The organism is Rathayibacter sp. AC451, from assembly GCF_979253095.1.
Window position 1 is genome coordinate 620,189 of sequence record NZ_CEEDBD010000001.1, and the last position, 21,898, is coordinate 642,086.

Genomic DNA, 21,898 nt, shown 5'->3' on the forward strand with positions numbered 1-21,898 from the left:
GGGTGGTCACAGGATCAGCTCCAGGGGACGCGGCACCGCGTCGACGAGGGTCTCGGGCCACTCGCCGTCACGGGTCAGGACCTCCACCCGCTCGCCGTCGATCACGATCGTGTCCTCGATCTTGGCCGCTGAGGCGGTCGGGTTCCAGGCGAAGGCCTGGCCGTCGTGCACGACATCGTCCGCGGTCGGCGTGGCACGGGGGTCCCGCCCGGCGTATCCCGCGGCGCCGCCCTGGTGGTGGCGGGTCCACTCGTGCTCGTCGAAGCCGTGGCGCGGATAGGCGGCGGCGATCTCGGCGAGGACCTCCGAGAGCGGCGCTCCCGGTCGGGGTGGCGCGGAAGGCGTCCGCCTCGACCCGCCGCAGGGCGGCGGAGCGCGCGGCGGCGGCCGGATCCTCGGCGTCGAAGCGGATCCAGCGGCTGAGGTTGGCGACCAGTCCGTGGCGGCGCGCGCAGACGACGATCATCGCCCGGCGGCCGAGGGGAGCCGAGGTCGGGAGAGGGTGGCGGTGGGCGAGGCGTCCGTCGCCGGCCACCATCACCACGACGGGATCCGCCCCTGCGGAGACGAGCGCTCCGGCCAGCCGAGCGGCGATCTCCCTCTCCGAGTCCTCCGGGTGAGCACCGACGAGCTCGCGGGTGAGGGCTGCGGCGGCGTCCCGGCAGAGGGAGCGGTAGCGCTCGCGCTCGACGGGCAGCAGCACGGCGCGGGCGGCGCGCAGGCCCGCGGCCAGCGACTCCTCGGATCTGACGCGGCCGACGCCCTCGGGCAGGAGCGGCGCGTGCCACGGGACGGTCTCGACGGCGACGCTCCCGGCGAGTGCGCCGAGCTCCTCGTCGAGCAGGCGGTCGACCTCGTTCGAGAACACGCGGACCCGGTCGCACTCGCGGTCGACGAGCACGGCGGCGATCGGGGCGCCGAGCAGACTCGTGTGCACCCGTGCCCCCTCGAGGTACCAGGAGAGGGCGGTGGAGGACGTGAGCGCGACGGCGTCGGCGTCGGATCCGTCGAGCAGCGCCAGGACCCGCTCGCGCTTGACCGCGTGGTCGCCGGCGCTCACGCCGTCACCTCGACGGGTCCGAATGCGACCCGGCCGGGCCCGCGGGCCGCGAGCCCCCACTCCGCGCCCGTCCACCGCCGGCCCTCGAGGGCGAACGGCTCGCCGACGGCGCGGCCGTCGAGCAGGAACCGCGCCACGGATCCGTCGATGCCGACGCCGATCCGGGTGCCGACGGCGTCCAGCGGCGTCGCGGGGGAGTCGCCCAGGACGAGGTGGGCACGGCCGTCGGCGTCCAGGCGCAGCTCCCTGGTGACGGAGTCGACGAGGACGAACGCGGCCTCGGCGCCGTGCGCGGAGAGCACGTCGGTCTCGATGCGGCGGTGCGCGCCGTCGAGCGGGCGCAGGAGCGCGGCGTCGGGATGCCCGAGCAGGGTGAGCCGCCCGCCGCCGACGGACTCGACCAGCTCCGCAGGCAGCGCGTGCCGGGAGTGCCAGGCAGCGCTGAGCCGCTCCTCGGAGAACGCGTCTCCACCGCGCGGTCGCGGCGCGGGCGCCGATCCGCCGCGCGGAGTCGGCCAGGAGGGCACCGGGGTCCCGGTGCCGTCCTCGTCCGTCTCCCCGATCAGCGGCCAGCCGTCGTCGCTCCAGCGCAGCGGCTGCAGATGCAGCACCCGGCCCAGCGCGCCCTTCGCCTGGAAGTGCAGGAACCACTCCTCCCCGTCCTCGCCCCGGATCCACGCGCCCTGGTGCGGGCCGTTGACGGGTGTCGAACCCTGCTCGAGCACGAGGCGGTGCTCCCACGGTCCGTCCCACGTCGGTGCGCGGAAGGCGTACTGCCAGCCGGTCGCGACTCCGCCTGCCGGCGCGAGCACCCAGAGCATCCCGTCGCGGGAGTAGGCCTTCGGGCCTTCCAGGGTCGAGCAGCCCTCGATCGCGTCACCGTCGATCACCGTGCGCGAGGCCCCGAGAGCGCGAGTCAGCGCCGGATCGACGTCGAACACGTCGAGTCGGTTGGCGGAGCCGGCGCGGGAGCGGGCCCAGCCGTGCACGATCACCGCTCCGTCCTCGCCCCAGAACGGGCACGCGTCGATCACTCCTCTCGCCTCGAGCACGAGTCGCGGCTCGCTCCACGGACCCTCGATCGAGGGCGCGTCCACCACGAGCACCCCGCGGTCGGGATCCCCCCAGACGACGAAGAGGCGGCCCTCGTGCTCCCTCATGCTGGGCGCCCAGACTCCGCCGTCGTGAGGGGAGTCCGGCCGGTAGCCGCCGGCGTGGCCGACGGGCCTCCAGGTCATCAGGTCGTCCGAGTGCCAGAGCGGGAGTCCGGGAGCGCGGTCGAAGCTGGAGGCGACCAGGCCCCATCCGCCCGTCGAGAGGGCGATCGCATCGGGATCGGGGACGTCGTGATCCAGCAGAGGATTCGTGTACACGGAGGTGGTCTCGCGGTCGTCGGGCATCGTCGCCTTTCTTGCAGTGCACCTGTTGGCACCCTGTGTGCCTCCTGCTACAGTACGTGAGAAACCGGTTTCTCGGAACCGTCTCGAGCGACCTGACCCGGCCGCCGCCATCGCCCGAACCGGGCGCACGCTCAACGAGGAGTTGCACATGATCCGTCCCACCCCGCACCGGGCGCTCAGGGCTTTCAGCGCCGGCGCCGTCGCGCTCGGCCTGGCCGTGAGCGTCACCGCCTGCTCCGGCCCGTCCCAGGAGGCCGGCGAGGAGTCCGCCGGCCCCGTCACCATCTCCTTCCAGTGGTGGGGCAACGACGAGCGTGCCGAGCTCACCGAGGCCGCCATCGACGTGTTCGAGGAGAAGAACCCGGGAGTGACGGTCGAGACGTCCTTCTCGGCCATCGACTCCTACATCCCCAAGCTCGCGACGCAGATCGCCTCGGGGTCGCAGCCCGACCTGTTCCTGATCCCCATGGAGTCGGTGAAGGAGTACACGCAGAAGCAGGCCACCACCGACATCAGCGAGTACGTGGGCGACATCATCTCGGTCGACAAGATCCCCGAGGCCACGCAGAAGATCGGGCAGATCGACGGGAAGACCTACGGCTTCACTCTCGGCACCGCCACCTACGGGTGGGCCTACGACCCCAACGTCTGGGCCGCCGCCGGACTCGAGACGCCGGACGAGGACTTCACCTGGGACGACCTGATCGACGCGGGCACCGCCATCCGCGAGGCCAGCGGAGGCGCCAAAGCCGCGATCAGCGACCCGGGCGGCTACATCGCCCTGTTCTCGACCTGGCTGAGCCAGCAGGACAAGCTCCTGTTCACCGAGGACGGCGAGCTCGGCTTCACCGAGAAGGACCTGCTCGGCTGGTTCGACCTCATGCAGGAGCTGCGCGACTCCGGCGCCTCGACCGACCCGCAGACGACGTCGACGATCGACCAGAGCATGCAGAACTCCGGATTCGCCCGTGGGCTCGCCGCCGGCGAGTTCATCGCGGCGTCGATCACCGGCGCGTTCGTCGACACGCTCGGGGAGGGCAACGTCGCACTCGCTCCGATGCCGACCGACACGGGTGTGATCGGGCTCGGCATGGCCGGGACGAACGTGGCCGCGATCTCGCCGCAGTCGGACCACCCCGAGGAGGCGGCCGCGTTCCTCGACTTCCTGATCAACGACCCCGAGGCGGCCGAGATCCTGAAGCTCAGCCGCGGCATCCCGCTCAACACCGACAACTACGACGCTCTGGCGCCGACGCTGAGCGGTGGCGACAAGATCGTCAACGACTTCGTGCAGAAGTACCAGCCGCAGTTCTCGGACCCCGCGCCGCTGGCTCCTCCGGGAGTGAGCACCCTGCCCGCCGACTTCACCCTCGCCTACGAGGGCATCACCTTCGGTCAGCAGTCGAACAAGGACGCCGCGAAGTCGCTCTACGCGACCTTCGAGGCCGCGATCTCGTGACCCGCCGGTCGGCGGGGTCACCCCATCAGGAGGCACGGCGATGACCCTCACCGAAGAGGCGGTCACCCCGCCCTCCCTCCAGGCGCCCGCGAGCGCGCCCACCCGCCCGAGGAGGTCGAAGCGGCGGTCCGAGAGCGCCGCCTGGGTGTTCCTCTCGCCGTGGGTGATCGGGGCGACCCTGCTGACCATCGGGCCGATGATCGCCTCGCTGGTCCTCTCGTTCACCGACTACGACCTGTTCACGCAGCCGCAGTTCGTCGGGTTCGACAACTACCAGCGCATGCTGACGGAGGATCCGCGGTTCTGGAAGTCCGTGGGCGTGACGCTCACCTACGTCCTGGTCGCGGTCCCGCTGAAGCTGGGCCTCGCCCTCGCCGTGGCGCTGCTGCTCAACCGTCCCCGGCGGGGGCAGGGCTTCTACCGCTCGGCGTTCTACGCGCCGTCCCTCCTCGGAGCGAGCGTCGCGGTCGCCATCGTCTTCCGCACGCTCTACTCGCAGGACGGCGTCGTCGACTCCGGTCTCGGACTCGTCGGGCTCGACCTCGGCGGCTGGATCTCGAACCCGTCGCTCGCGCTCTACGTGCTGGTCTCGCTCGCTGTGTGGCAGTTCGGCGCGCCGATGGTGATCTTCCTCGCCGGGCTGAAGCAGGTGCCGTCCGAGCTGTACGACGCGGCGTCGGTCGACGGAGCGGGCAAGTGGCGCAGCTTCTGGTCGGTCACCTGGCCGATGCTCTCGCCCGTCCTCTTCTTCAACCTGGTGCTCGAGATGATCGGAGCGTTCCAGTCGTTCACGTCGGCGTACGTGGTCAGCGGCGGGCGCGGCGGGCCGATCGACTCGACGCTCTTCTACACGCTCTACCTCTACGACCGGGCGTTCACGGCGTTCGACATGGGCTACGCCTCCGCCATGGCGTGGTTCCTGCTCATCGTGATCGCCGTCGTCACGGCCCTCATCTTCCGGAGCTCCCGCGGATGGGTCCACTACGCAGGAGACGACCGATGACCGCCACCGCCGCGCGCCCCGCCGCCGTCGCCCACCGCCCCCCGCTCCTGAAGGCGCGGCTCGCCTCGGTCGCCTGGCACGTCTTCTCGTTCGCCCTGCTCGCGGTGCTGCTGTACCCCGTGCTCTGGCTCCTCGGGTCGGCGTTCAAGCCCGGCACGGAGATCCTCACGAACCCCACGCCGATCCCGCGGCAGTTCACCCTCGAGAACTTCGAGATCGCGGTGCAGGGCGTGGCGGGACTGAGCCTCGCCCAGCTGCTCGGGAACTCGCTCACCATCTCGGCGCTGTCGGTCATCGGCAACGTGGTGAGCTGCGCCCTGGCGGCGTACGCCTTCGCGCGGCTGAGATTCCGCGGGCGCGGGCTGCTGTTCGCCTTCATGATCTCCACGATCATGCTGCCGATGCACGTGGTCCTGATCCCGCAGTTCATCATCTTCAACGAGCTCGGGATGGTGGGGACGTTCCTGCCGCTCGTGCTGCCCAAGTTCCTGGCGACGGAGGCGTTCTTCGTCTTCCTGATGGTGCAGTTCATCCGGGGCATCCCGCGCGAGCTCGACGAGGCCGCGTTCATCGACGGCGCCGGTCCGTACCGCTCGTTCTGGTCGATCATCCTGCCGCTGATGCGGCCGGCACTCATCACGACGACGATCTTCTCGTTCATCTGGAGCTGGGACGACTTCTTCCCGCAGCTCATCTACTTGAACAGGCCGGAGTCGTTCACGCTGCAGATGGGTCTGCGGCTCTTCGTCGACCAGACGAGCGCGTCGGCGTTCGGCCCGATGTTCGCGATGAGCGTGCTCGCGATCCTGCCCGTGGTCATCTTCTTCGCGCTCTTCCAGCGCTACCTCGTCGACGGGGTCGCGACGTCGGGGCTGAAGGGATGAGCGCGACGAGGGTCGACGACCGTGCGCCGGCTCCGATCCGGCGCCGCAGCGGCCTCGATCCCCACTCGGACACCTTCCACGCGTTCGCGGACGTGCTCTACACCGGAGTCCTCGTCTTCGCTCTGTCCCTGCCCGTCGTCACCGGCTTCGCCGCCCTCGGGGCGGGGGTGCAGGCTCTCCGGGAGGCGCGGGCGGCGGACGGGCACGTGAGCGTCGGCTCCGTCCTGCGGGCCTTCGGCCGGCGCCTCCGGCACCCGGTGGCGCAGCTGCTGCTGCCCACCGTCGTCACGGCGCTGCTCGTGCTCGATGTGCTCGTGCTGCCGTTCCTCGGCGCCGACCCGACCGCCGCCGCGGTCGTCCCGATCGTGCTCGCGGCGACCGCGGGCGCCGTGGCGCTGCGGGTGGCGGGGGCCTGGCGCGACGATGTGCCGGCTCGCCGCACTCTCGCCCTGGCGTGGCGCCGGATGTCCGCCGACGCCGGCGGGACCGTCGTCCTGATCCTGGCCGTCGCCTCCGCCGGCGCCGTGATCGCCGTCGTGCCGCTGCTGGTCGTCGTGATGGCGGGTCCGCTGGCCCTCGCCGCCCTGGCGATGGACCGCGACGGGGAGGCGCCGCGGTGATCGTCGACGACCCCCGCACCCGCCGCGTCATCGTGGTGTCGGACGTCGCGAACGAGGCCGACGACCAGTTCGCCGTCGTGCACGCCCTGCTCTCGCCGTCCCTCGACGTCCGGGCCGTCGTGCCCTCCCACTTCGGCGACTCCCGGTCGTCGCGGTCGATGCTCGACTCGCGCGAGGAGCTCGACCGCCTCCTGGAGCTGATGGGACGCACCGGCACGGTGCCGATCGCGAACGGAGCGACCGGCGCGCTGGCCGGTGAGACCGAGCCGCAGGACAGCCCGGGCGCCCGCCTGATCATCGAGGAGGCGCGTCGCGCCGATGCCGGACCGCTGTTCGTCGCAGTCCTCGGGCCGCTGACCGACGTCGCGAGCGCGCTCCTCCTCGCTCCGGACCTCGCCGCGACCGACACCACCGTGATCTGGATCGGCGGCCCGCCCTACGGCGACGTCGAGTGGCGCGGCACCTGGCCCGAGTTCAACCTGCGGAACGACATCGCGGCCGCCAACGTCGTCTTCGGCTCCGGCATCACCCTCCAGCAGGTGCCGTCGGACGTCTACCGCCTGGTGAGCGTGGGCTACGCCGAGCTGCGCCGCAAGGTGGAGCCGCACGGCGCGCTGGGCCGGTACCTCGTGCAGACCGTCGCCGACTTCAACCGCGAGCACCACCGCGTGCCGGTGGAATCGCGCTCGCTCGGCGACTCCCCGGCGATCGCCCTGATGCTGGATCCGTGGTGCGCGGTGTTCCGTCGGCAGACGCCCGTCCGCTTCACCTCGACCGGGCACTGGGAGCCGGCGACGGCGGGGTCGGCGGTGTCCGTCGTCGAGCGGATCGACGTGCGCTACCTGCTCGAGGACCTGTTCGCGAAGCTCGCCGAGCACGGGGAGGCGGTCGCGGCCTGAGCTCAGCGCGGCGCGGGGCCGGAGCTCTCGCGCTGGCGGAGCGCTCCCTCGAGCCAGAGCGGACCCGGGACCGCCCGCCCGTCGATCGCGAGTCGGAGTCGCCGCCACGTGTCCACCCCGAGATCGTCCTGCGGAACCGAGACGGTGGTCAGAGTCGGCTCGCTGAACCGCGCGTAGGGGATGTCGTCGACACCGACCACCGAGAGGCGCCCGGGCACGTCGACCCCCAGCTCGCGCAGCCGCGAGAGGAGTCCCAGCGCGGTCAGGTCGTTGAAGGCGACCACTCCGGTCGCTCCTGTCTCGAGGACCGCCTCGGCGCTCTCGAAGCCGTCGTCCAGGCTCGAGCCCACCGTCCGCCGGTCGATCCGCAGACCGTCGATGCGCGCTTCCGCCGCGTCGAGGCCGGCGATGCGGAGCCGGTTCGAGGCGCTCGTGATCGGTCCGCCGAGGTAGACCAGGTGCCGATGACCGAGCTCGACCAGGTGGTCGACGACGAGGTTCACGGCCTGCGCGTAGTCCATCGAGACCTGCGGCACTCCGTCCCGCGCCACGACACGGTTGATCAGGGCCACCGGCGCCGTCTCGTCGACGATCCGGGCCAGGCGCTCGTCGCTCATGCGCGGGGCGCAGAGGATCAGCGCGTCGCAGCGGCGCCGCGCCTGGACGGCGGCGTCCGGCTCGGCCTCCGCGGTCTCCTGCGTGTCCCCGACGAGCACCCGGTAGCCGTCTTCCGCGGCGGCGCGGGTCACCCCTCGCAGGATGGCCTGGAACATCGGGTTCCCGAGGTCGGGAACGACCACGGCCACCGTGTGCGTGCGTCCCAGGGAGAGGTTGCGGGCGATCTCGCTGGGGCGGTAGTCGAGCGAGACCGCGGCCGTGCGGACGCGTTCGGCGATCGCCGGATCGACCGTGGCCAGGCCGTTCATCACGCGCGAGACGGTGGCTCGGGAGACGCCCGCGGCGGCGGCCACGTCGGCGATCCGGGCCGGTCGCGCCTGCTCTGGTGTGCTCATCCGGGTCCTCCTGGCGTGCGGGGTCCCATTGTGGCGGATCCCTTGCCGCGAGGATATCCGACCGCTACGGTGGGCGAGAAACCGGTTTCTGACTTGTCGACGACATCGCCGGTGCAATGGGAGGCGGAGCATGCGCATCGCTGTGACAGGAGCATCGGGCCGGCTCGGCCGGAGCGTGGTGGCGGTGCTGCGCGGCGCAGGCCACGACGTCCGTCCACTGGATCGCGAGCTGCCGGAGGGGCCGGGGGCGGTCGCCGTCGACCTGGTCGACGCGGTCGCCGCGCGCACGGTCCTCGCCGGCATCGCTCCGGACGCGGTCGTCCACCTGGCCGCGATCGCCGTGCCGTTCAGCGCCCCCGAGCACCGCATCTTCACGACGAACACGGTCATGGCCTTCTCGGTCGTCGAGGCCGCCGTCGCCGCCGGCGCGACGCGGGTGCTGGTCGCGTCGAGCCCGACCGTCCTCGGCTACGGAGCGCGCGACTGGGTCCCCGAGCGGCTGCCGCTCGACGAGCGCATCCCGGTGGCCCCCGCGCACGCCTACTCGCTGTCGAAGGTCTGCGTCGAGGAGATGGCCGCGATGTTCGCGCGGTCGACGCCCGGCGTCCGCTTCGCGTCCTTCCGCCCGTGCTTCGTGATCGCTCCCGAGGAGTGGGCCGGCGCGACCACCCAGCAGGGGCACTCGATCCTGGATCGACTGCGCGACCCGGCGCTGGCCTCCGTCTCGCTCTTCAACTACGTCGACGCCCGGGACGCGGGGGAGTTCGTCGAGCGCTGGCTCGCCGCCGATTCGGCTCCGAGCGGTGCCTGCTACTTCGTCGGTGCTCAGGACGCGTTCGCCACCCGTCCGCTCGCCGAGCTGCTGCCGGAGCACGTCCCGGGCACCGCCTCCGCGGCCCGGAACCTCCTGGGCACGCTGCCCGCGTTCGACAGCTCGGCCGCCGAGCGCGACACCGGGTGGGTGGCCCGGCGCTCGTGGCGGACGGAACTCGATCCGGCCGCGCTCGCCTCCCTCCTGCCGTCGGACGCGCTCGCGGCCTCCGCTCACGAACCCGCCCTCTCGCAAAGGACCCCCTCATGACCCTCGCCTTCCACGACGGCCCCCTGTACTTCCCCGTCACCGCCTTCGACGCCGGCGGCGACGTCGACCTCGGAGGTGACGGCGCAGGTCCTCTCGGCGGGTCTCGAGCACGGTCCCGGCGGTGTGTTCGCCGCCTGCGGCACGGGCGAGTTCCACGCGTTGTCTCCCCAGGAGTCGCTGGCTGTCTCCCGCACCGCGGTCGAGGTCGTGGGCGGACGCGTGCCGGTGCTCGCCGGCGTGGGCGGGCCCATCGGCCAGGCCGTCGCCTCGGTGCGGGATCTCGAGGGAGTCGGCGTCGACGGCGTCCTCCTCCTGCCGCCCTATCTCGTCGGCTCCTCGCAGGACGGACTGTCCCGCTACGTCGGCCGGGTGGCCGACGCCTCCGGGCTGCCGGTCGTCGTGTACCACCGCGGCACCGCGCAGTTCACGGCCGAGACGGTGCGGAGGCTCGTGACCGAGCACCCGACCATCGCCGGGTTCAAGGACGGCGTGGGCGACGTCGCCCTCGCGCAGGAGATCGTGCTCGCCGCGCGGAGCGTCCGCGACGACCTGCAGTTCTTCAACGGGCTCCTCACCGCGGAGGCGAGCCAGGCGGCGTACCGCGCGCTGGGCGTGCCCCTCTACTCCTCCGCCGTCTTCGCGATGGCCCCGGCGATCGCCACCGCGTTCTACCGCGCGTACACGGCGGGCGATCAGGCCGCCTGCGACCGCCTGCTGGTCGGCTTCTTCCATCCGCTCATCCACCTGCGCGACACGACCCCGGGCTACGCCGTCTCGCTGATCAAGGCCGGTCTCCGGCTCTCCGGCGCCGAGGTCGGCGGAGTGCGCTCCCCCTGACCGACCCGGGAGCCGAGCACCTCGAGCGACTCGCGGGCCTCCTGCGCGCGGGTGAGGAGCTCGTCGCCGCATGAGCACGATCGAGGCGATCAGCGTCCGGTCGCTCTCGGCCCGCATGCCGCGGCCCTGGGTGCCGTCGGCGCCCGATCTGCACCTCGTGCGGGTCGACGTCCGCGACTCGGACGGCTGCTCCGGCTCCGGTTTCTCGTGGACGCCGACCATCGGGGCGAGCGCCGTCGCCGCGCTGCTGCGCGACGACGTCCGCCGGTTCGCGCTCGGGCGCGAGGCGGATCCCGAGGTGCTCTGGCCCCGGCTGTGGGAGCACCTGCACGAGGCGGGCGGGGGAGGGATCACGACCATCGCCATGGCCGGTCTCGACCTGGCGCTCTGGGACATGCGGGCGCGCTCGCGGGGTCTCGGCCTGCCCGACCTGCTCGGCCGCAGGCAGGAGCGGCTGCCCGTCTACGGCTCCGGGGTCAACCTGCACTACAGCGAGGACGAGCTCGCCGAGCAGGTCCGGCGCTGGATCGCTCGCGGCCTCGACGCCGTCAAGATCAAGGTCGGCCGACCGGACCTCGGCGAGGACGTCGCGCGAGTCGGACTGGTCCGCGAACTGCTCGGCCCCGAACGCCTGCTGATGATCGACGCCAACCAGCGCTGGGACGTCGAGCAAGCGGCGCGCGCCGCCGGCGAGCTGGCGCAGTTCGGTCTCGACTGGATCGAGGAGCCGCTGCGCGCCGACGACACCGCCGGGTACCGCCGACTCGCCGAACGGATCGACGTGCGCATCGCCCTCGGCGAGAACCTGCACACGGTCCACCGCTTCCGCGAGGCGATGGACGACGGGTACGCCGGAGTCGTGCAACCCAACGTCATCCGCGTGGGCGGAATCACGCCGTTCCTCGCCATCGCCGCGCTGGCCGACGAGCGCGGCGTCATCGTCGCCCCGCACCTCCTGCCCGACCTCTCGGCGCAGCTCGCCGTCGCGCGCGAGCAGCCGACCTGGGTCGAGGACGTGGAGGACGCCGGCTTCGACGCCCTCGGCGTCCTCGCGTTCCCCTCTCCGGTGCGGATCGACGGCGCCACCGCGACCGTCGGCACGTCTCTCGGCCTCGGCCTCGACCTCACCGCCCCTCACCTCGACCTCCTGGAGACCCCGTGACCCTCACCGAGACGACCGCGCTCGACGCCGTCCTCGACCGCTCCTCCTCGGCCGCCCGCATCCTGCGCTCGACCCCCGACACCGACCGCGCGGGCTGGCTCGAGGCGGTGGCCGACGCCCTCGACGCCGCCCGCGACGAGCTCGTCGCGATCGCGAACGACGAGACGCACCTCGCCCCGGCCCGCCTCGTGGGCGAGGTCGCGCGCACGACGGGGCAGCTCCGCCTGTTCGCCGCGGTGGTCCGCGAGGGCTCGTTCCGCGAGGCCGTGATCGACCACGCCGCCCCGCAGGCGGTGCCGCCGCGTCCGGATCTGCGCCGCATCCTCGTGCCGCTGGGTCCCGTCGCGAACTTCGCCGCCTCGAACTTCCCGTTCGCGTTCTCCGTGGCGGGCGGAGACACGGCCGCCGCTCTGGCGGCCGGGTGCCCCGTGATCGTCAAGGCGCACAGCGGGCACCGGGAGCTTTCCCGGCGCACGGCCGAGGTCGTGGCCGACGCCCTGCGCGAGGCGGGCGCGCCCGACGGCGTGTTCGCCCTGGTGGAGGGGCGCGAGGCGGGCACGGCCTTGGTCGCGCATCCGGCCGTCCGAGCCGCGTCCTTCACCGGCTCGGTCGCGGGCGGTCGCGCCCTCTTCGACATCGCGACCGGACGACCCGACCCGATCCCGTTCTACGGCGAGCTCGGCAGCGTGAACCCGGTCGTCGTCACTCCGGGAGCGAGCGACGCCCGGGCCGACGAGCTGGCGCGCGGACTCGCGGCGTCGTTCACCTTGGGCGCGGGTCAGTTCTGCACCAAGCCCGGCATCGTGCTGGTGCCCGAGGCGAGCGCGATCCCCGGTGCCGCCGCGTCGGCCGTGGCGGGGACCGCGGCCGCCGAGCTGCTGACTCCGTCGATCGCCGACGCGTTCGCGGGCGGCTGGGCCTCGCTCGCCGCGCTCCCGGGCGTCGAGGTGCTGACCGAGGCGACCGCCGGCCCCGAGGGGGTCACGCCGGGCCTCCTGCGCGTGCCCCTCGAGGTGCTGCTCGCGGAGCCGCTCCTGCGCGAGGAGCTGTTCGGCCCCGTCACGCTGCTCGTCACCTACTCCGGCCTCGAGGAGGCGGTCGCGGCGCTGGCCGGTTTCGAGGGCTCGCTCACCGGCACCGTGCACGCGGAGCCGGGGGAGGACGTCGCCGCACTCGTCGCCGTGCTCGCCGAGCGCGTCGGCCGCGTGCTGTTCGACGGCTGGCCGACCGGCGTCGCGGTCACCTGGTCGCAGCACCACGGCGGACCCTGGCCGGCCACGACCTCGCTCTTCACCTCCGTCGGTGCAACGAGCGTCCGCCGCTTCCAGCGCCCGATCGCGTTCCAGGACGCACCGGAGCAGCTGCTGCCCGAGGAGCTCCGGGAGTCGAACCCGCTCGGCGTGCCCCGCCGCGTGGACGGCGTGCTCGAGAGCGGCCGATGACCGCGGTCGGAGGCGTCGTCGAGCTCGAGCTCCGCGGTCCCGCCGAAGCGCTTCCGGCGGATCGCACGCCGGTGACCGTGCTCTTCCGGCACGCCGACGCGTCGGTCGAGGTGCCGGGCTTCTGGGACGGCGACGACGTCTACCGTGTGCGCTTCAGCCCGTCGCTCGAGGGTCCGTGGTCGTGGACGAGCCGCAGCGGCACGGCCGAACTGGACGGCGCGTCGGGGTCGGTCTCGGTCGACCCGCGCGAGACCCCCGGCCCCGTGGGCGTGGTCGCGACGTACCACTTCGCCCACGCCGACGGCACGCCGTACCGTCCGGTCGGGGCGACCGTCTACAACTGGCTGCACCAGACCGACGAGCTGGTCGCCTCGACGGTCACCGCGATCGTCGACGCAGGATTCACGAAGCTGCGCTTCCTGGTGTTCCCGCAGGCGGGCGGTCACGTGGAGCACGTGCCCGAGCTGCTGCCCTTCGAGCGCGGCGAGGACGGACGGTGGGACGTCTCGCGCCCCGTCGTCGCCTTCTTCCGGCGCCTGGACGAGGCCGTCGTGACGCTCGGCCAGCACGGGATCCAGGCCGACGTCCTGATCCTCAACTCCTACGACGGCGGCGCCTTCGGACTCGACGGCTTTAGCGAGGAGGAGGACGCGGCGTACCTGCGCTACCTCGTCGCCCGCCTGTCCGCGTTCTCGAACGTATGGTGGTCGCTCTGCAACGAGTTCGACATCCTGCCGCGTCCCGTCGAGCGCTGGACTCGCCTCGGCGAGCTGCTGGCCGAGGTCGACCCGCACCAGCGCCTCCGCTCGATCCACCAGTGGATGGAGTTCTACGACCACAACCAGCCCTGGGTCACCCACGCGTCGATCCAGAACGGCGCGGCGACGGAACAGTTCGGCCGCGCTTCGCTCTACCGCGACGCGTACCCCAAGCCGATCGTCCTCGACGAGATCAAGTACGAGGGCGACATCCAGGACCGCTGGGGCCATCTGTCCGGCGAGGAGCTCGTGCACCGCTTCTGGGTCGCGACCGTCGCCGGCTGCTACGCCTCGCACGGCGAGAGCTTCCGCACCGAGAGCGGCAGCCTGCACATCGTGGAGGGCGGGGAGCTGCGGGGCACGAGTCCGGCCCGCCTCGGGTTCCTCCGCGAGGTGCTCGACTCGCTGGTGGTGCCCGGCCTGGATCCGATCGACCGGTGGGACGACCCGGGCTACGTGGCCGGGGTTCCGCGGGTGCAGTACGTGCAGTATCTGGGGTCGTCGTCGCCCGCGTCGTGGAGCTTCCGGCTGCCGCAGGGGAACGTGGGGGAGCGGCTCGAGGTGGGCGACGTCTTCGAGGTCGACGTTATCGACACCTGGGGCATGACCATGACCCCGGTGGGCCGGCGCTTCGCGCTGACGGAGGTGCTGCGCAACGACGCGTACGCCGACGGTGCGGTCGAGCTGCCGGAGGGACAGGCGCTGGCACTGCGGATCACTCGGGTGGTCTGAGTCCCTCACACATCCGCATCCGCTCGCCTCTCCCCAGTTCGTTCCGACGGGGCCTCCCGCGCGTGCCTTCTCGGTGAGGGTTCGTGCGGGAGGTCGTGATGGACAAAGACGAGTTGGGACGGCGGGGCGAGGACATCGCTGCTGAGCATCTGAGGGCGAAGGGCTTCGAGCTCCTGGACCGGAACTGGCGGGTACGGGAGGGCGAGTTGGACATCGTGGCGCGCGAGGGTGTGGCGCTGGTGGTGGTGGAGGTGAAGACGCGCTCCTCGGCGCGGTTCGGGATGCCGATCGAAGCGATCACCAGGGCGAAGGCGCAGCGGTTGCGGCGGCTCGCGTATGCGTGGGCGCGGGAGCACGATCAGCGGTCGCGGCATCTGCGGATCGACGCGGTGGGCATCATCGCGCCGGACGGGGTGCCGGTGCAGGTGCGGCACTTCCGGGCGGTGGCGTGATGGGGATGGGCCGCACCTCCGCGGTGGGTCTCGTCGGGTTCACCGGTGCGGTCGTCGGAGTGGAGGCGCACTCCTCCGACGGCACTCCCGGCATCGGGATCATCGGGTTGCCGGATGCGGCGCTGTCGCAGGCGAAGGAGCGGGTGCGGTCGGCGGCGATCAACTCGGGCAGCGTGATCTCGGAGTACAAGATCACGGTGAACCTCTCGCCGGCGGCGATGCCCAAGCACGGGTCCGCGTTCGATCTCGCGATCGGACTCGCCGCGCTGGCGGCACTGGGGGAGGTGAACGGCGAGTCCGTGGCGGCCGTGGTCCACGTCGGTGAGCTCGGTCTCGACGGACGGCTGCGCTCGGTGCCCGGCGTGCTGCCCGCGGTGCTCGCCGCGGCCCGGGCAGGACGGCGGCGCGTCATGGTGCCGCTCGAGGACCGCGCCGAGGCGGAGCTGATCGACGGAGTCGAGATCATCGCCGTGTCGTCGCTCGCGGCGGCTGCGGTGTGGCACGGGGCGGAGTGGGAGGTGCCGGTGCTGCCGGAGCCCGCGACTGCGATGACAGTCCCCGTCGAACCCGTCTCGCGCCTGGACTTCGCCGACGTGATCGGCAACGAGGAAGCCGCGGAGGCGATGATCGCGGCGGCGGCCGGTGGTCACCACGTGTTCCTCCTGGGTCCGCCCGGCGCGGGGAAGACGATGCTCGCGTCGCGGCTGCCCGGCATCCTGCCCGACCTCGACGACGACGCCGCGCTCGAGGCGACCTTCATGCGGTCCCTCGTCGGTACTCCAACCGGCGGCGCCCTCGTCCGCCGTCCGCCGTTCGAGAGCCCGCACCACTCCGCCTCGGCCGCCGCGATCGTCGGCGGAGGCAGCGGACGCATCCGCCCCGGAGCCGTCGCCCGCGCCACCCGCGGCGTCCTCTTCCTCGACGAGGCGCCGGAGTTCAGCTCCGTCGCTCTCGATGCACTCCGGCAACCGCTCGAGTCGGGGGTGATCCGCATCCACCGGGCGAACGCGGTCGCCGAGTTCCCCGCGCGCGTCCAACTCGTCCTCGCGGCGAACCCCTGCCCGTGCGGCCGGCACGGCATCCCGGGGGAGACCTGCACCTGCGCTCCCGCGCTGCGCCGCCGCTACCTCGCGCGGCTGAGCGGTCCCTTGCTCGATCGGGTCGATATCCGCCTGACGGTGCGGAGGATCGGTGCCGCCCAGCTCGCCGCTCGGCGGGACGAACAGGGCACCACCACAGCCGAGGCGCGCCGTCGCGTGACCGCCGCTCGCGTCCTTGCCGCAGAGCGCCTCCGTCGAACGCCCTGGTCGACGAACGCCGAGGTCTCCGGGAGCTGGCTCCGCGCCACGGACCAGCGGCCGACCGCCGCCGAATCCCGCACTCTCGACAAGGCGCTCGAGCGCGGACTCGTCACCATGCGGGGCTACGACCGCGTCCTCCGCCTGGCCTGGACGCTCGCCGATCTCGACGACGTCGACCGCCCCTCGGCCGCACACCTGGGTCGTGCGCTCGTCCTGCGCGGAGGTGCGTCATGACCGCCGACCTCTTCGATCGCACCGAGCTCCGCGCCGGGCGGTCCCTGCTCGCCGTCGGCGACCCCTCCGACCCGGCTGAGGTGCTCGCTCGCGCGGCCTGGAGCGGTCTGACGGAACCGGGGGACGCCGTGGCGGCGATGCTCGTCGACGCCTGCGGGCCCGCGACAGCGCTTGCGCACGTGGTCTCGTCGGCGACCGCCTCCGAGATCCTCGCCGACTCCGACTGCACTCCCGGCGAGCTGACCGCTCTCGCGGCGGGTCTCGATCGCTGGCGGCCGCGTCTGGATCGCGCGCTGCTCCTGCGCCGGGTCGAGATCGCGCAGAAGCTGAGGGCTCATCTGCTCCTCCCGGGCTCGCCCGGCTGGCCGGAGTCGATGAACGATCTCGGACCGCACGCGCCGCTCGTCCTGTGGGCGCGCGGCGACACCGACGCCTTCGCCCCCTCCCACCGGCTGGCCCTCGTCGGTGCACGGGCGGCGACCGGCTACGGCGAGCACGTCACGGCCGAACTGGCCGCAGGAGTCGCGGACCGCGGCGTCCTCGTCGTCTCGGGCGGAGCCTTCGGGATCGACGCCGTCGGTCACCGCGCCGTCCTCGGCGCCGGAGGACGCACCGTCGCCTTCCTCGCCGGCGGCCCCGACCGGCTCTACCCGACCGCCCACTCCGAACTCCTGCACCGCATCATCGCGACTCCCGGATGCGCGGTGGTGACGGAGGTGCCGCCGGGAACGACTCCCACGAGGTGGCGATTCCTCCAGAGGAACAGGCTCATCGCGGCGTCCGCGGACGCGACAGTCGTCGTGGAGGCGGGGGCCCGCTCGGGCTCGCTGAACACCGCGGGCCATGCGGCGGCCCTCGGCCGTCCGCTCGGCGCCGTCCCCGGACCCGTGACGAGCGCGTCCTCGGCAGGCTGCCACCGCCTCTTCCGCGAGTTCGCGGCGACGTGCGTCACCACGGCTCCGGAGGTCCTCGAGCTCCTCGGCGCGAGGGAGAGCCCTGCCGAGGACGTCGCGCCCGGGCCCGCCTCCCGGATCGTCGCTGCTCTCCGGGAGCACGGCCCGCAGGAGACCGGCGCTCTCGCGCACGAGCTGGGTTTCGCGATTCCCGACACCCTCGCGATCCTCGGAGCGCTGCTCGTCGAGGCGCACATCGACAGGGCCGACGACGGGAGGTGGACCGCGGCCACCCTCTGACTCGTCGGCCCGCCGCCCGGCACTGTCGGTCGTCCGCCCTACGCTGACAGCAGGTCAGTGAGGGGAGCGGCATGAACGACGAGGCGAACACGGGGGAGCGCCCGCAGCTCGGGCAGTTCCGGGCGGCCGATCGGGTCGTCGCCCACCTCAGCGACACGCACTTCCTCGCCGAAGGCGCTCCTCTCTACGGAGTCGTCGACACGGTCGCGCGCCTCGACCAGGCCCTCGCGCGGCTCGAGGAGCGCGGCGGCCGACTCGACGCGATCGTCATCACGGGTGACGTGGCCGACCGGGGCGAGGAGGACGCGTACCGGCGGGTGAAGGCGGCCGTCGATCCGCTCGGCGCGCGCTTCGGCTGCCCGGTCGTCTGGGTCATGGGCAACCACGACGAGCGGTCCGCGTTCCGCCGGGTGCTCCTCGAGCAGCAGCCCGACGACCGCGAGACCCCCGTCGACCAGGTCGTCGACCTCGACGGACTTCGGCTCATCGCGCTCGACAGCGCGGTTCCCGGCTTCCACCACGGCGAGCTCACCGCCACGCAGCTCGAGAGCCTCGAGCGCGAACTCGCGACGCCCGCACCGCTCGGCACGGTCCTCGCCCTCCATCACCCGCCGCTCCCCACTCCGCTCGGCGCCATGACGGTGCTCGAGCTGCGCGGGATGGAGCGCCTCGAGGAGGTGGTCAGAGGCAGCGACGTCCGCGCGATCCTCGGCGGGCACCTGCACTACCCCACAGCCGCGACGTTCGCCGATGTCCCCGTCTTCGTCGCCGGAGCCACCAGCTACACCATGGATCTCGGCGCCCCCGAGCGCGAGCTGCGGGGCATCGACGGTGCGCAGAGCTTCTCGCTCGTCCACGTGCACCCCGAGACGATCGCGACCTCCCTCGTGCCGAGTGCGTCGGCTCCGATCGCCACCCGCTTCGGCACCGACCTCCTCGAGCGGCTCGAGGAGCTCGACGAGCAGGGCCGCATCGACCTCTGGTCGCGCATGCCCGCCGTCGAGGCGTGAGGCCAAGTGCGTGAGCAGAGCCTCGCCGGCGCCGTCGACGACTTCCTCCGCTACGTCCTCGACGAGCGCTCGCTCTCACCGGCGACCGCGAAGGGCTACCGCGGCGATCTCGCCACCCTGACAGCGCATGCCGCCACGAAGGGAGTCACGGCCCTCGCCGACGTCGACCTCGAGCTCCTCCGCGACTGGCTCTGGCACCAGACGCAGACCGGAGTCGCCCGCGCCACGCTCGCGCGCCGCACCGCGGCGGTCCGCTCGTTCTCGTCGTGGGCGCAGCGGACCGAGCGGATCCCGACCGACGTCGCCGCACGCCTGCGCACCCCGAAGGCCGGGCGGCCGCTCCCGCACGTCCTCACGCAGGCGCAGACCGAGCAGGTGATCGACGTGGTCGCGGCGCGCGGCACCACGGACGATCCCGTCGCCCTCCGCGACCTGGCGATCATCGAGCTGCTCTACGCGTCGGGAATCCGCGTCTCGGAACTGGTCGCCGTCGATGTCGACGACCTCGACCTCTCGCGGCTCACCGTCCTCGTCACCGGCAAGGGCTCCAAGCAGCGCGTCGTCCCCTTCGGGGTCCCGGCGAAGGAAGCGCTCGTCGCCTACCTCGAGAAGGCCCGGCCGCTCCTCGCGAAGCCGGAGTCGCGGAACGCGCTCCTGCTCGGCCGCCGCGGTGCGCGCCTGACGCCCCGCACGGTCTACGGAGTGGTCACCCGCCTCCTCGAGGACGGGTCCGGCCCCTCGGGTCCTCACACGCTCCGCCATTCCGCCGCCACCCACCTGCTCGACGGAGGCGCGGACCTCCGTACCGTGCAGGAGATGCTCGGTCACGCGAGCCTGGGCACCACGCAGATCTACACGCACGTCTCGACCGAGCGCATCCGCGACGCCTACCGGCTCGCGCACCCGCGCGCCTGACGCTCCGTCGAGCGGCAGCAGAACCGCCCGCGGGATGCCGCCGTAGAAGCGCATCGGAGAGATGTAGTCCCCGTCGGCCCGCACTCCGAGGTGCACGCAGCGCCCGTCGCAGTGCCCTCCCGCTCCGACGGTGCCGATGACCTCACCGGCCACGACCACGGCTCCCTCCGCCACGGTCGCCTCCACCGGCTCCAGGCTCGACACCAGCCCGTCGGCGTGTGCGATGCTCACCACCCCGCGGTCCACGACGCGGCCGGCGAACGACACCGTCCCGCCGGTCACCGCCACGACCGGGGCGCCCGCGATCGCCGCCAGGTCGATGCCCCGGTGACCCGCAGCGAACCGGTGCTCCGGCGCCCGCCACGGCTCGATCACCTCGAAGCCCGGCACCGGAGACGACCAGAGCGCAGGCGCCGGCGAGGCCGCAGCAGGCGCGATGAACGCGGCAGGGAAGGCCGGAGGCAGGGCGGAGGCGAGCAGCGCGAGCGCCAGGAACACGCCCGGGCGGAGCAGCGAGGAGGTCGGCATCCCGCCACCCTGGTGCTCGGACGACCGCCGCGGGCCGACCAGCGGCGCGACCGGGGGAGAAGCTCCACGAACCCCTCCGGTGGAGGAGTCTCCCTGATCACCCTCGAGCGCAACCCGTCGAGGCCGACTCGCGGGCGGGAGTAACGTCGCTTCGCGTGAATCCGGGACGGGGCGCCATCAGCGCCGCCGACCGGCAGCAAGAGCGGAGACGATCATGACCAGCGGACGATCCGAGACACCGGCCCCTTCAGCCGCCAAGCTCCGGAGGAAGGTGATCGGCCTGGCCATCGCCGCCGCGGTCGGCGGGTTCCTCTTCGGCTTCGACTCCTCCGTCGTCAACGGCGCGGTCGAGGCGGTGCAGGGCGAGTTCGACCTCTCCGCCGCGCTCATCGGCTTCGCCGTCGCGTCCGCGCTGCTGGGCTGCGCGCTCGGCGCGTACATCGCGGGGCGCCTGGCCGACCGCTGGGGCCGCATCAAGGTCATGCTGCTCGGCGCCGCCCTCTTCTTCGTCTCCTCCATCGGCGCCGGCGCCGCGTTCGCCGTCTGGGACCTGGTCCTGTGGCGGGTCGTCGGAGGCCTCGGCATCGGCATCGCCTCGGTGATCGCCCCCACCTACATCTCCGAGATCGCCCCCAAGGCGATCCGCGGAGCCCTCGCCTCGCTGCAGCAGCTCGCGATCACGCTCGGCATCTTCGCCGCGCTGCTCTCGGACACACTCATCGCCGAGGGCGCGAACGGCGCGTCCGAGCCGTACTGGTTCGGCGTAGCCGCCTGGCGCTGGATGTTCATCGCCTGCGCCGTCCCGGCCGTCATCTACGGCCTGCTCGCCCTGACCCTTCCGGAGTCGCCGCGCTTCCTCGCCACGCGCGGCAAGACGGAGGAGGCGCGCCGCGTCCTCGCGACCGTCACGCCCCGCGAAGAGGTCGACGACGCACTCGCCGACATCCAGAAGCGCATCGACGAGGACGCCGAGAACGCCAAGCGCTCGAGCCTGCGCGGTCCCGCACTGGGCCTCCTGCCCGTCGTCTGGGTCGGCATCCTGCTCTCGGTGTTCCAGCAGTTCGTCGGCATCAACGTGATCTTCTACTACTCCACGTCGCTCTGGAGCGCGGTCGGCTTCGACGAGTCGAACTCCTTCGCCATCTCGGTCTTCACCTCCGTCGTGAACGTCGTGGTCACCTTCGTCGCGATCTTCCTGGTCGACAAGGTCGGCCGGAAGCCACTGCTGCTCATCGGCTCCGCCGGCATGGCGGTCTCGCTCGCTCTGATGGCGATCGCGTTCAGCCAGTCGACGATCAACGGCGAGGACGTCTCGCTGCCCGGTGCCTGGGGCCCGATCGCCCTGGTCTCGGCCAACGCCTTCGTGGTCTTCTTCGGCGCGACCTGGGGCCCGCTGGTCTGGGTCCTGCTCGGCGAGATCTTCCCGAACCGGATCCGCGCCGCCGCGCTCGGACTCGCCGCCTCGGCTCAGTGGATCGCCAACTTCGCCATCACGGTGACGTTCCCGATCCTCTCGCAGGACGTCTCGCTGACGCTCGCCTACGGCCTCTACGCCGCGTTCGCCGCCATCTCGTTCGTCTTCGTCTTCATGTTCGTGCCCGAGACCAAGGGCCGATCGCTGGAGGAGATGGACACCCTGCACATCCGCACCGTGATGAAGTCGGCGCGCAACTAGCAGCGCCCCACGGCACCCCGGAGGCCGCCCTCCCGCATCAGCGGGGGAGGCGGCCTCCGCGGTGCTAGGATGCTCGGAGCACCTCGCTCGTCGGGGTGACTACGCGCGCCCATTCGGCCTCCGCTCCCCACGGTCCTCCTCCGCTCACGCGGGGAAGGCGGGAGCACGCCGGGCGCCAGGGCGACGTGCCGACCGGCCGTCGCAGACAACCGAACGGGAGTTCGGCGCCGTCGTGCGCCC

At 72.6% G+C, this 21,898-nt stretch carries 18 protein-coding genes and 2 pseudogenes; 16 read left to right on the top strand and 4 right to left on the bottom strand.

Annotated features, from left to right (window positions below; translation table 11 throughout):
• Window positions 1-67: 67 nt before the first annotated feature.
• Both AC0CID_RS02925 and AC0CID_RS02930 read right to left on the bottom strand, forming a co-directional pair.
• Window positions 68-1,060, bottom strand: a complete 993-nt coding sequence (locus tag AC0CID_RS02925; RefSeq protein WP_465225725.1) for a hypothetical protein — start codon at window positions 1,058-1,060, stop codon at window positions 68-70.
• Window positions 1,057-2,460, bottom strand: coding sequence for a family 43 glycosylhydrolase (locus AC0CID_RS02930; protein WP_465225726.1), 1,404 nt, complete (start codon window positions 2,458-2,460; stop codon window positions 1,057-1,059). The genes AC0CID_RS02925 and AC0CID_RS02930 overlap by 4 nt, the downstream gene beginning before the upstream one ends.
• A 148-nt stretch (window positions 2,461-2,608) precedes the next feature.
• On the opposite strand from AC0CID_RS02930, the gene AC0CID_RS02935 reads away from it, so the two are divergent.
• From AC0CID_RS02935 to AC0CID_RS02955, 5 genes are read left to right on the top strand one after another with little or no spacing between them, the layout of a single operon-like run.
• Window positions 2,609-3,919 carry an ABC transporter substrate-binding protein gene (locus AC0CID_RS02935; RefSeq protein ID WP_465225727.1) on the top strand — a complete coding sequence of 437 codons (1,311 nt, stop codon included), beginning with the start codon at window positions 2,609-2,611 and terminating at the stop codon, window positions 3,917-3,919.
• A 40-nt stretch (window positions 3,920-3,959) separates the two neighbouring features.
• Window positions 3,960-4,922 carry a carbohydrate ABC transporter permease gene (locus tag AC0CID_RS02940; RefSeq protein WP_465225728.1) on the top strand — a complete coding sequence of 321 codons (963 nt, stop codon included), beginning with the start codon at window positions 3,960-3,962 and terminating at the stop codon, window positions 4,920-4,922.
• Window positions 4,919-5,806 (top strand): carbohydrate ABC transporter permease, encoded by an 888-nt coding sequence (locus AC0CID_RS02945; RefSeq protein WP_465225729.1) that lies wholly within the window; start codon window positions 4,919-4,921, stop codon window positions 5,804-5,806. Before AC0CID_RS02940 ends, AC0CID_RS02945 begins: the two co-directional genes overlap by 4 nt.
• Window positions 5,803-6,426 (top strand): hypothetical protein, encoded by a 624-nt coding sequence (locus AC0CID_RS02950; RefSeq protein ID WP_465225730.1) that lies wholly within the window; start codon window positions 5,803-5,805, stop codon window positions 6,424-6,426. The genes AC0CID_RS02945 and AC0CID_RS02950 overlap by 4 nt, the downstream gene beginning before the upstream one ends.
• Complete coding sequence (locus tag AC0CID_RS02955; RefSeq protein ID WP_465225731.1) at window positions 6,423-7,325, top strand: nucleoside hydrolase; 903 nt, start codon at window positions 6,423-6,425, stop codon at window positions 7,323-7,325. Before AC0CID_RS02950 ends, AC0CID_RS02955 begins: the two co-directional genes overlap by 4 nt.
• A gap of 2 nt (window positions 7,326-7,327) precedes the next feature.
• On the opposite strand, the gene AC0CID_RS02960 is transcribed toward AC0CID_RS02955, so the two are convergent.
• On the bottom strand, window positions 7,328-8,338 hold the full coding sequence (locus AC0CID_RS02960) for a LacI family DNA-binding transcriptional regulator (RefSeq protein WP_465225732.1): 1,011 nt from the start codon (window positions 8,336-8,338) through the stop codon (window positions 7,328-7,330).
• A 130-nt stretch (window positions 8,339-8,468) separates the two neighbouring features.
• Here AC0CID_RS02960 and AC0CID_RS02965 point away from each other — a divergent pair, with 130 nt between their 5' ends.
• From AC0CID_RS02965 to AC0CID_RS03010, 10 genes and pseudogenes are all read left to right on the top strand, one after another.
• A complete protein-coding gene (locus tag AC0CID_RS02965; protein ID WP_465225733.1) occupies window positions 8,469-9,419 on the top strand; it encodes an NAD-dependent epimerase/dehydratase family protein in 951 nt (316 codons plus the stop codon).
• Window positions 9,416-10,330: pseudogene (locus AC0CID_RS02970) on the top strand (5-dehydro-4-deoxyglucarate dehydratase). Before AC0CID_RS02965 ends, AC0CID_RS02970 begins: the two are co-directional and overlap by 4 nt.
• Window positions 10,327-11,418: a mandelate racemase/muconate lactonizing enzyme family protein gene (locus AC0CID_RS02975; RefSeq protein ID WP_465225734.1), complete on the top strand. Its 1,092-nt coding sequence runs from the start codon at window positions 10,327-10,329 to the stop codon at window positions 11,416-11,418. Before AC0CID_RS02970 ends, AC0CID_RS02975 begins: the two are co-directional and overlap by 4 nt.
• Window positions 11,415-12,860, top strand: a complete 1,446-nt coding sequence (locus AC0CID_RS02980; protein ID WP_465225735.1) for an aldehyde dehydrogenase (NADP(+)) — start codon at window positions 11,415-11,417, stop codon at window positions 12,858-12,860. Before AC0CID_RS02975 ends, AC0CID_RS02980 begins: the two co-directional genes overlap by 4 nt.
• Window positions 12,857-14,350 carry an apiosidase-like domain-containing protein gene (locus AC0CID_RS02985; protein WP_465225736.1) on the top strand — a complete coding sequence of 498 codons (1,494 nt, stop codon included), beginning with the start codon at window positions 12,857-12,859 and terminating at the stop codon, window positions 14,348-14,350. Before AC0CID_RS02980 ends, AC0CID_RS02985 begins: the two co-directional genes overlap by 4 nt.
• A 98-nt stretch (window positions 14,351-14,448) precedes the next feature.
• Entirely contained in the window at window positions 14,449-14,802 is a 354-nt protein-coding gene (locus AC0CID_RS02990; RefSeq protein ID WP_465225737.1) for a YraN family protein, read from the top strand.
• Window positions 14,802-16,337 (top strand): YifB family Mg chelatase-like AAA ATPase, encoded by a 1,536-nt coding sequence (locus AC0CID_RS02995; protein ID WP_465228037.1) that lies wholly within the window; start codon window positions 14,802-14,804, stop codon window positions 16,335-16,337. The genes AC0CID_RS02990 and AC0CID_RS02995 overlap by 1 nt, the downstream gene beginning before the upstream one ends.
• Window positions 16,334-17,530: a DNA-processing protein DprA gene (dprA, locus tag AC0CID_RS03000; RefSeq protein ID WP_465225738.1), complete on the top strand. Its 1,197-nt coding sequence runs from the start codon at window positions 16,334-16,336 to the stop codon at window positions 17,528-17,530. The genes AC0CID_RS02995 and dprA overlap by 4 nt, the downstream gene beginning before the upstream one ends.
• Window positions 17,531-17,601: 71 nt before the next feature.
• Window positions 17,602-18,540, top strand: a complete 939-nt coding sequence (locus AC0CID_RS03005; RefSeq protein WP_465225739.1) for a phosphodiesterase — start codon at window positions 17,602-17,604, stop codon at window positions 18,538-18,540.
• A 6-nt stretch (window positions 18,541-18,546) separates the two neighbouring features.
• Window positions 18,547-19,455, top strand: coding sequence for a tyrosine recombinase XerC (locus AC0CID_RS03010; RefSeq protein WP_465225740.1), 909 nt, complete (start codon window positions 18,547-18,549; stop codon window positions 19,453-19,455).
• A gap of 114 nt (window positions 19,456-19,569) precedes the next feature.
• On the opposite strand, the pseudogene AC0CID_RS03015 reads toward AC0CID_RS03010, so the two are convergent.
• Window positions 19,570-19,983, bottom strand: a pseudogene (locus AC0CID_RS03015) (peptidoglycan DD-metalloendopeptidase family protein); the annotation flags it as partial.
• A 214-nt stretch (window positions 19,984-20,197) separates the two neighbouring features.
• Here AC0CID_RS03015 and AC0CID_RS03020 point away from each other — a divergent pair.
• Window positions 20,198-21,658, top strand: a complete 1,461-nt coding sequence (locus tag AC0CID_RS03020) for a sugar porter family MFS transporter (protein WP_465225741.1) — start codon at window positions 20,198-20,200, stop codon at window positions 21,656-21,658.
• Window positions 21,659-21,898 lie beyond the last annotated feature (240 nt).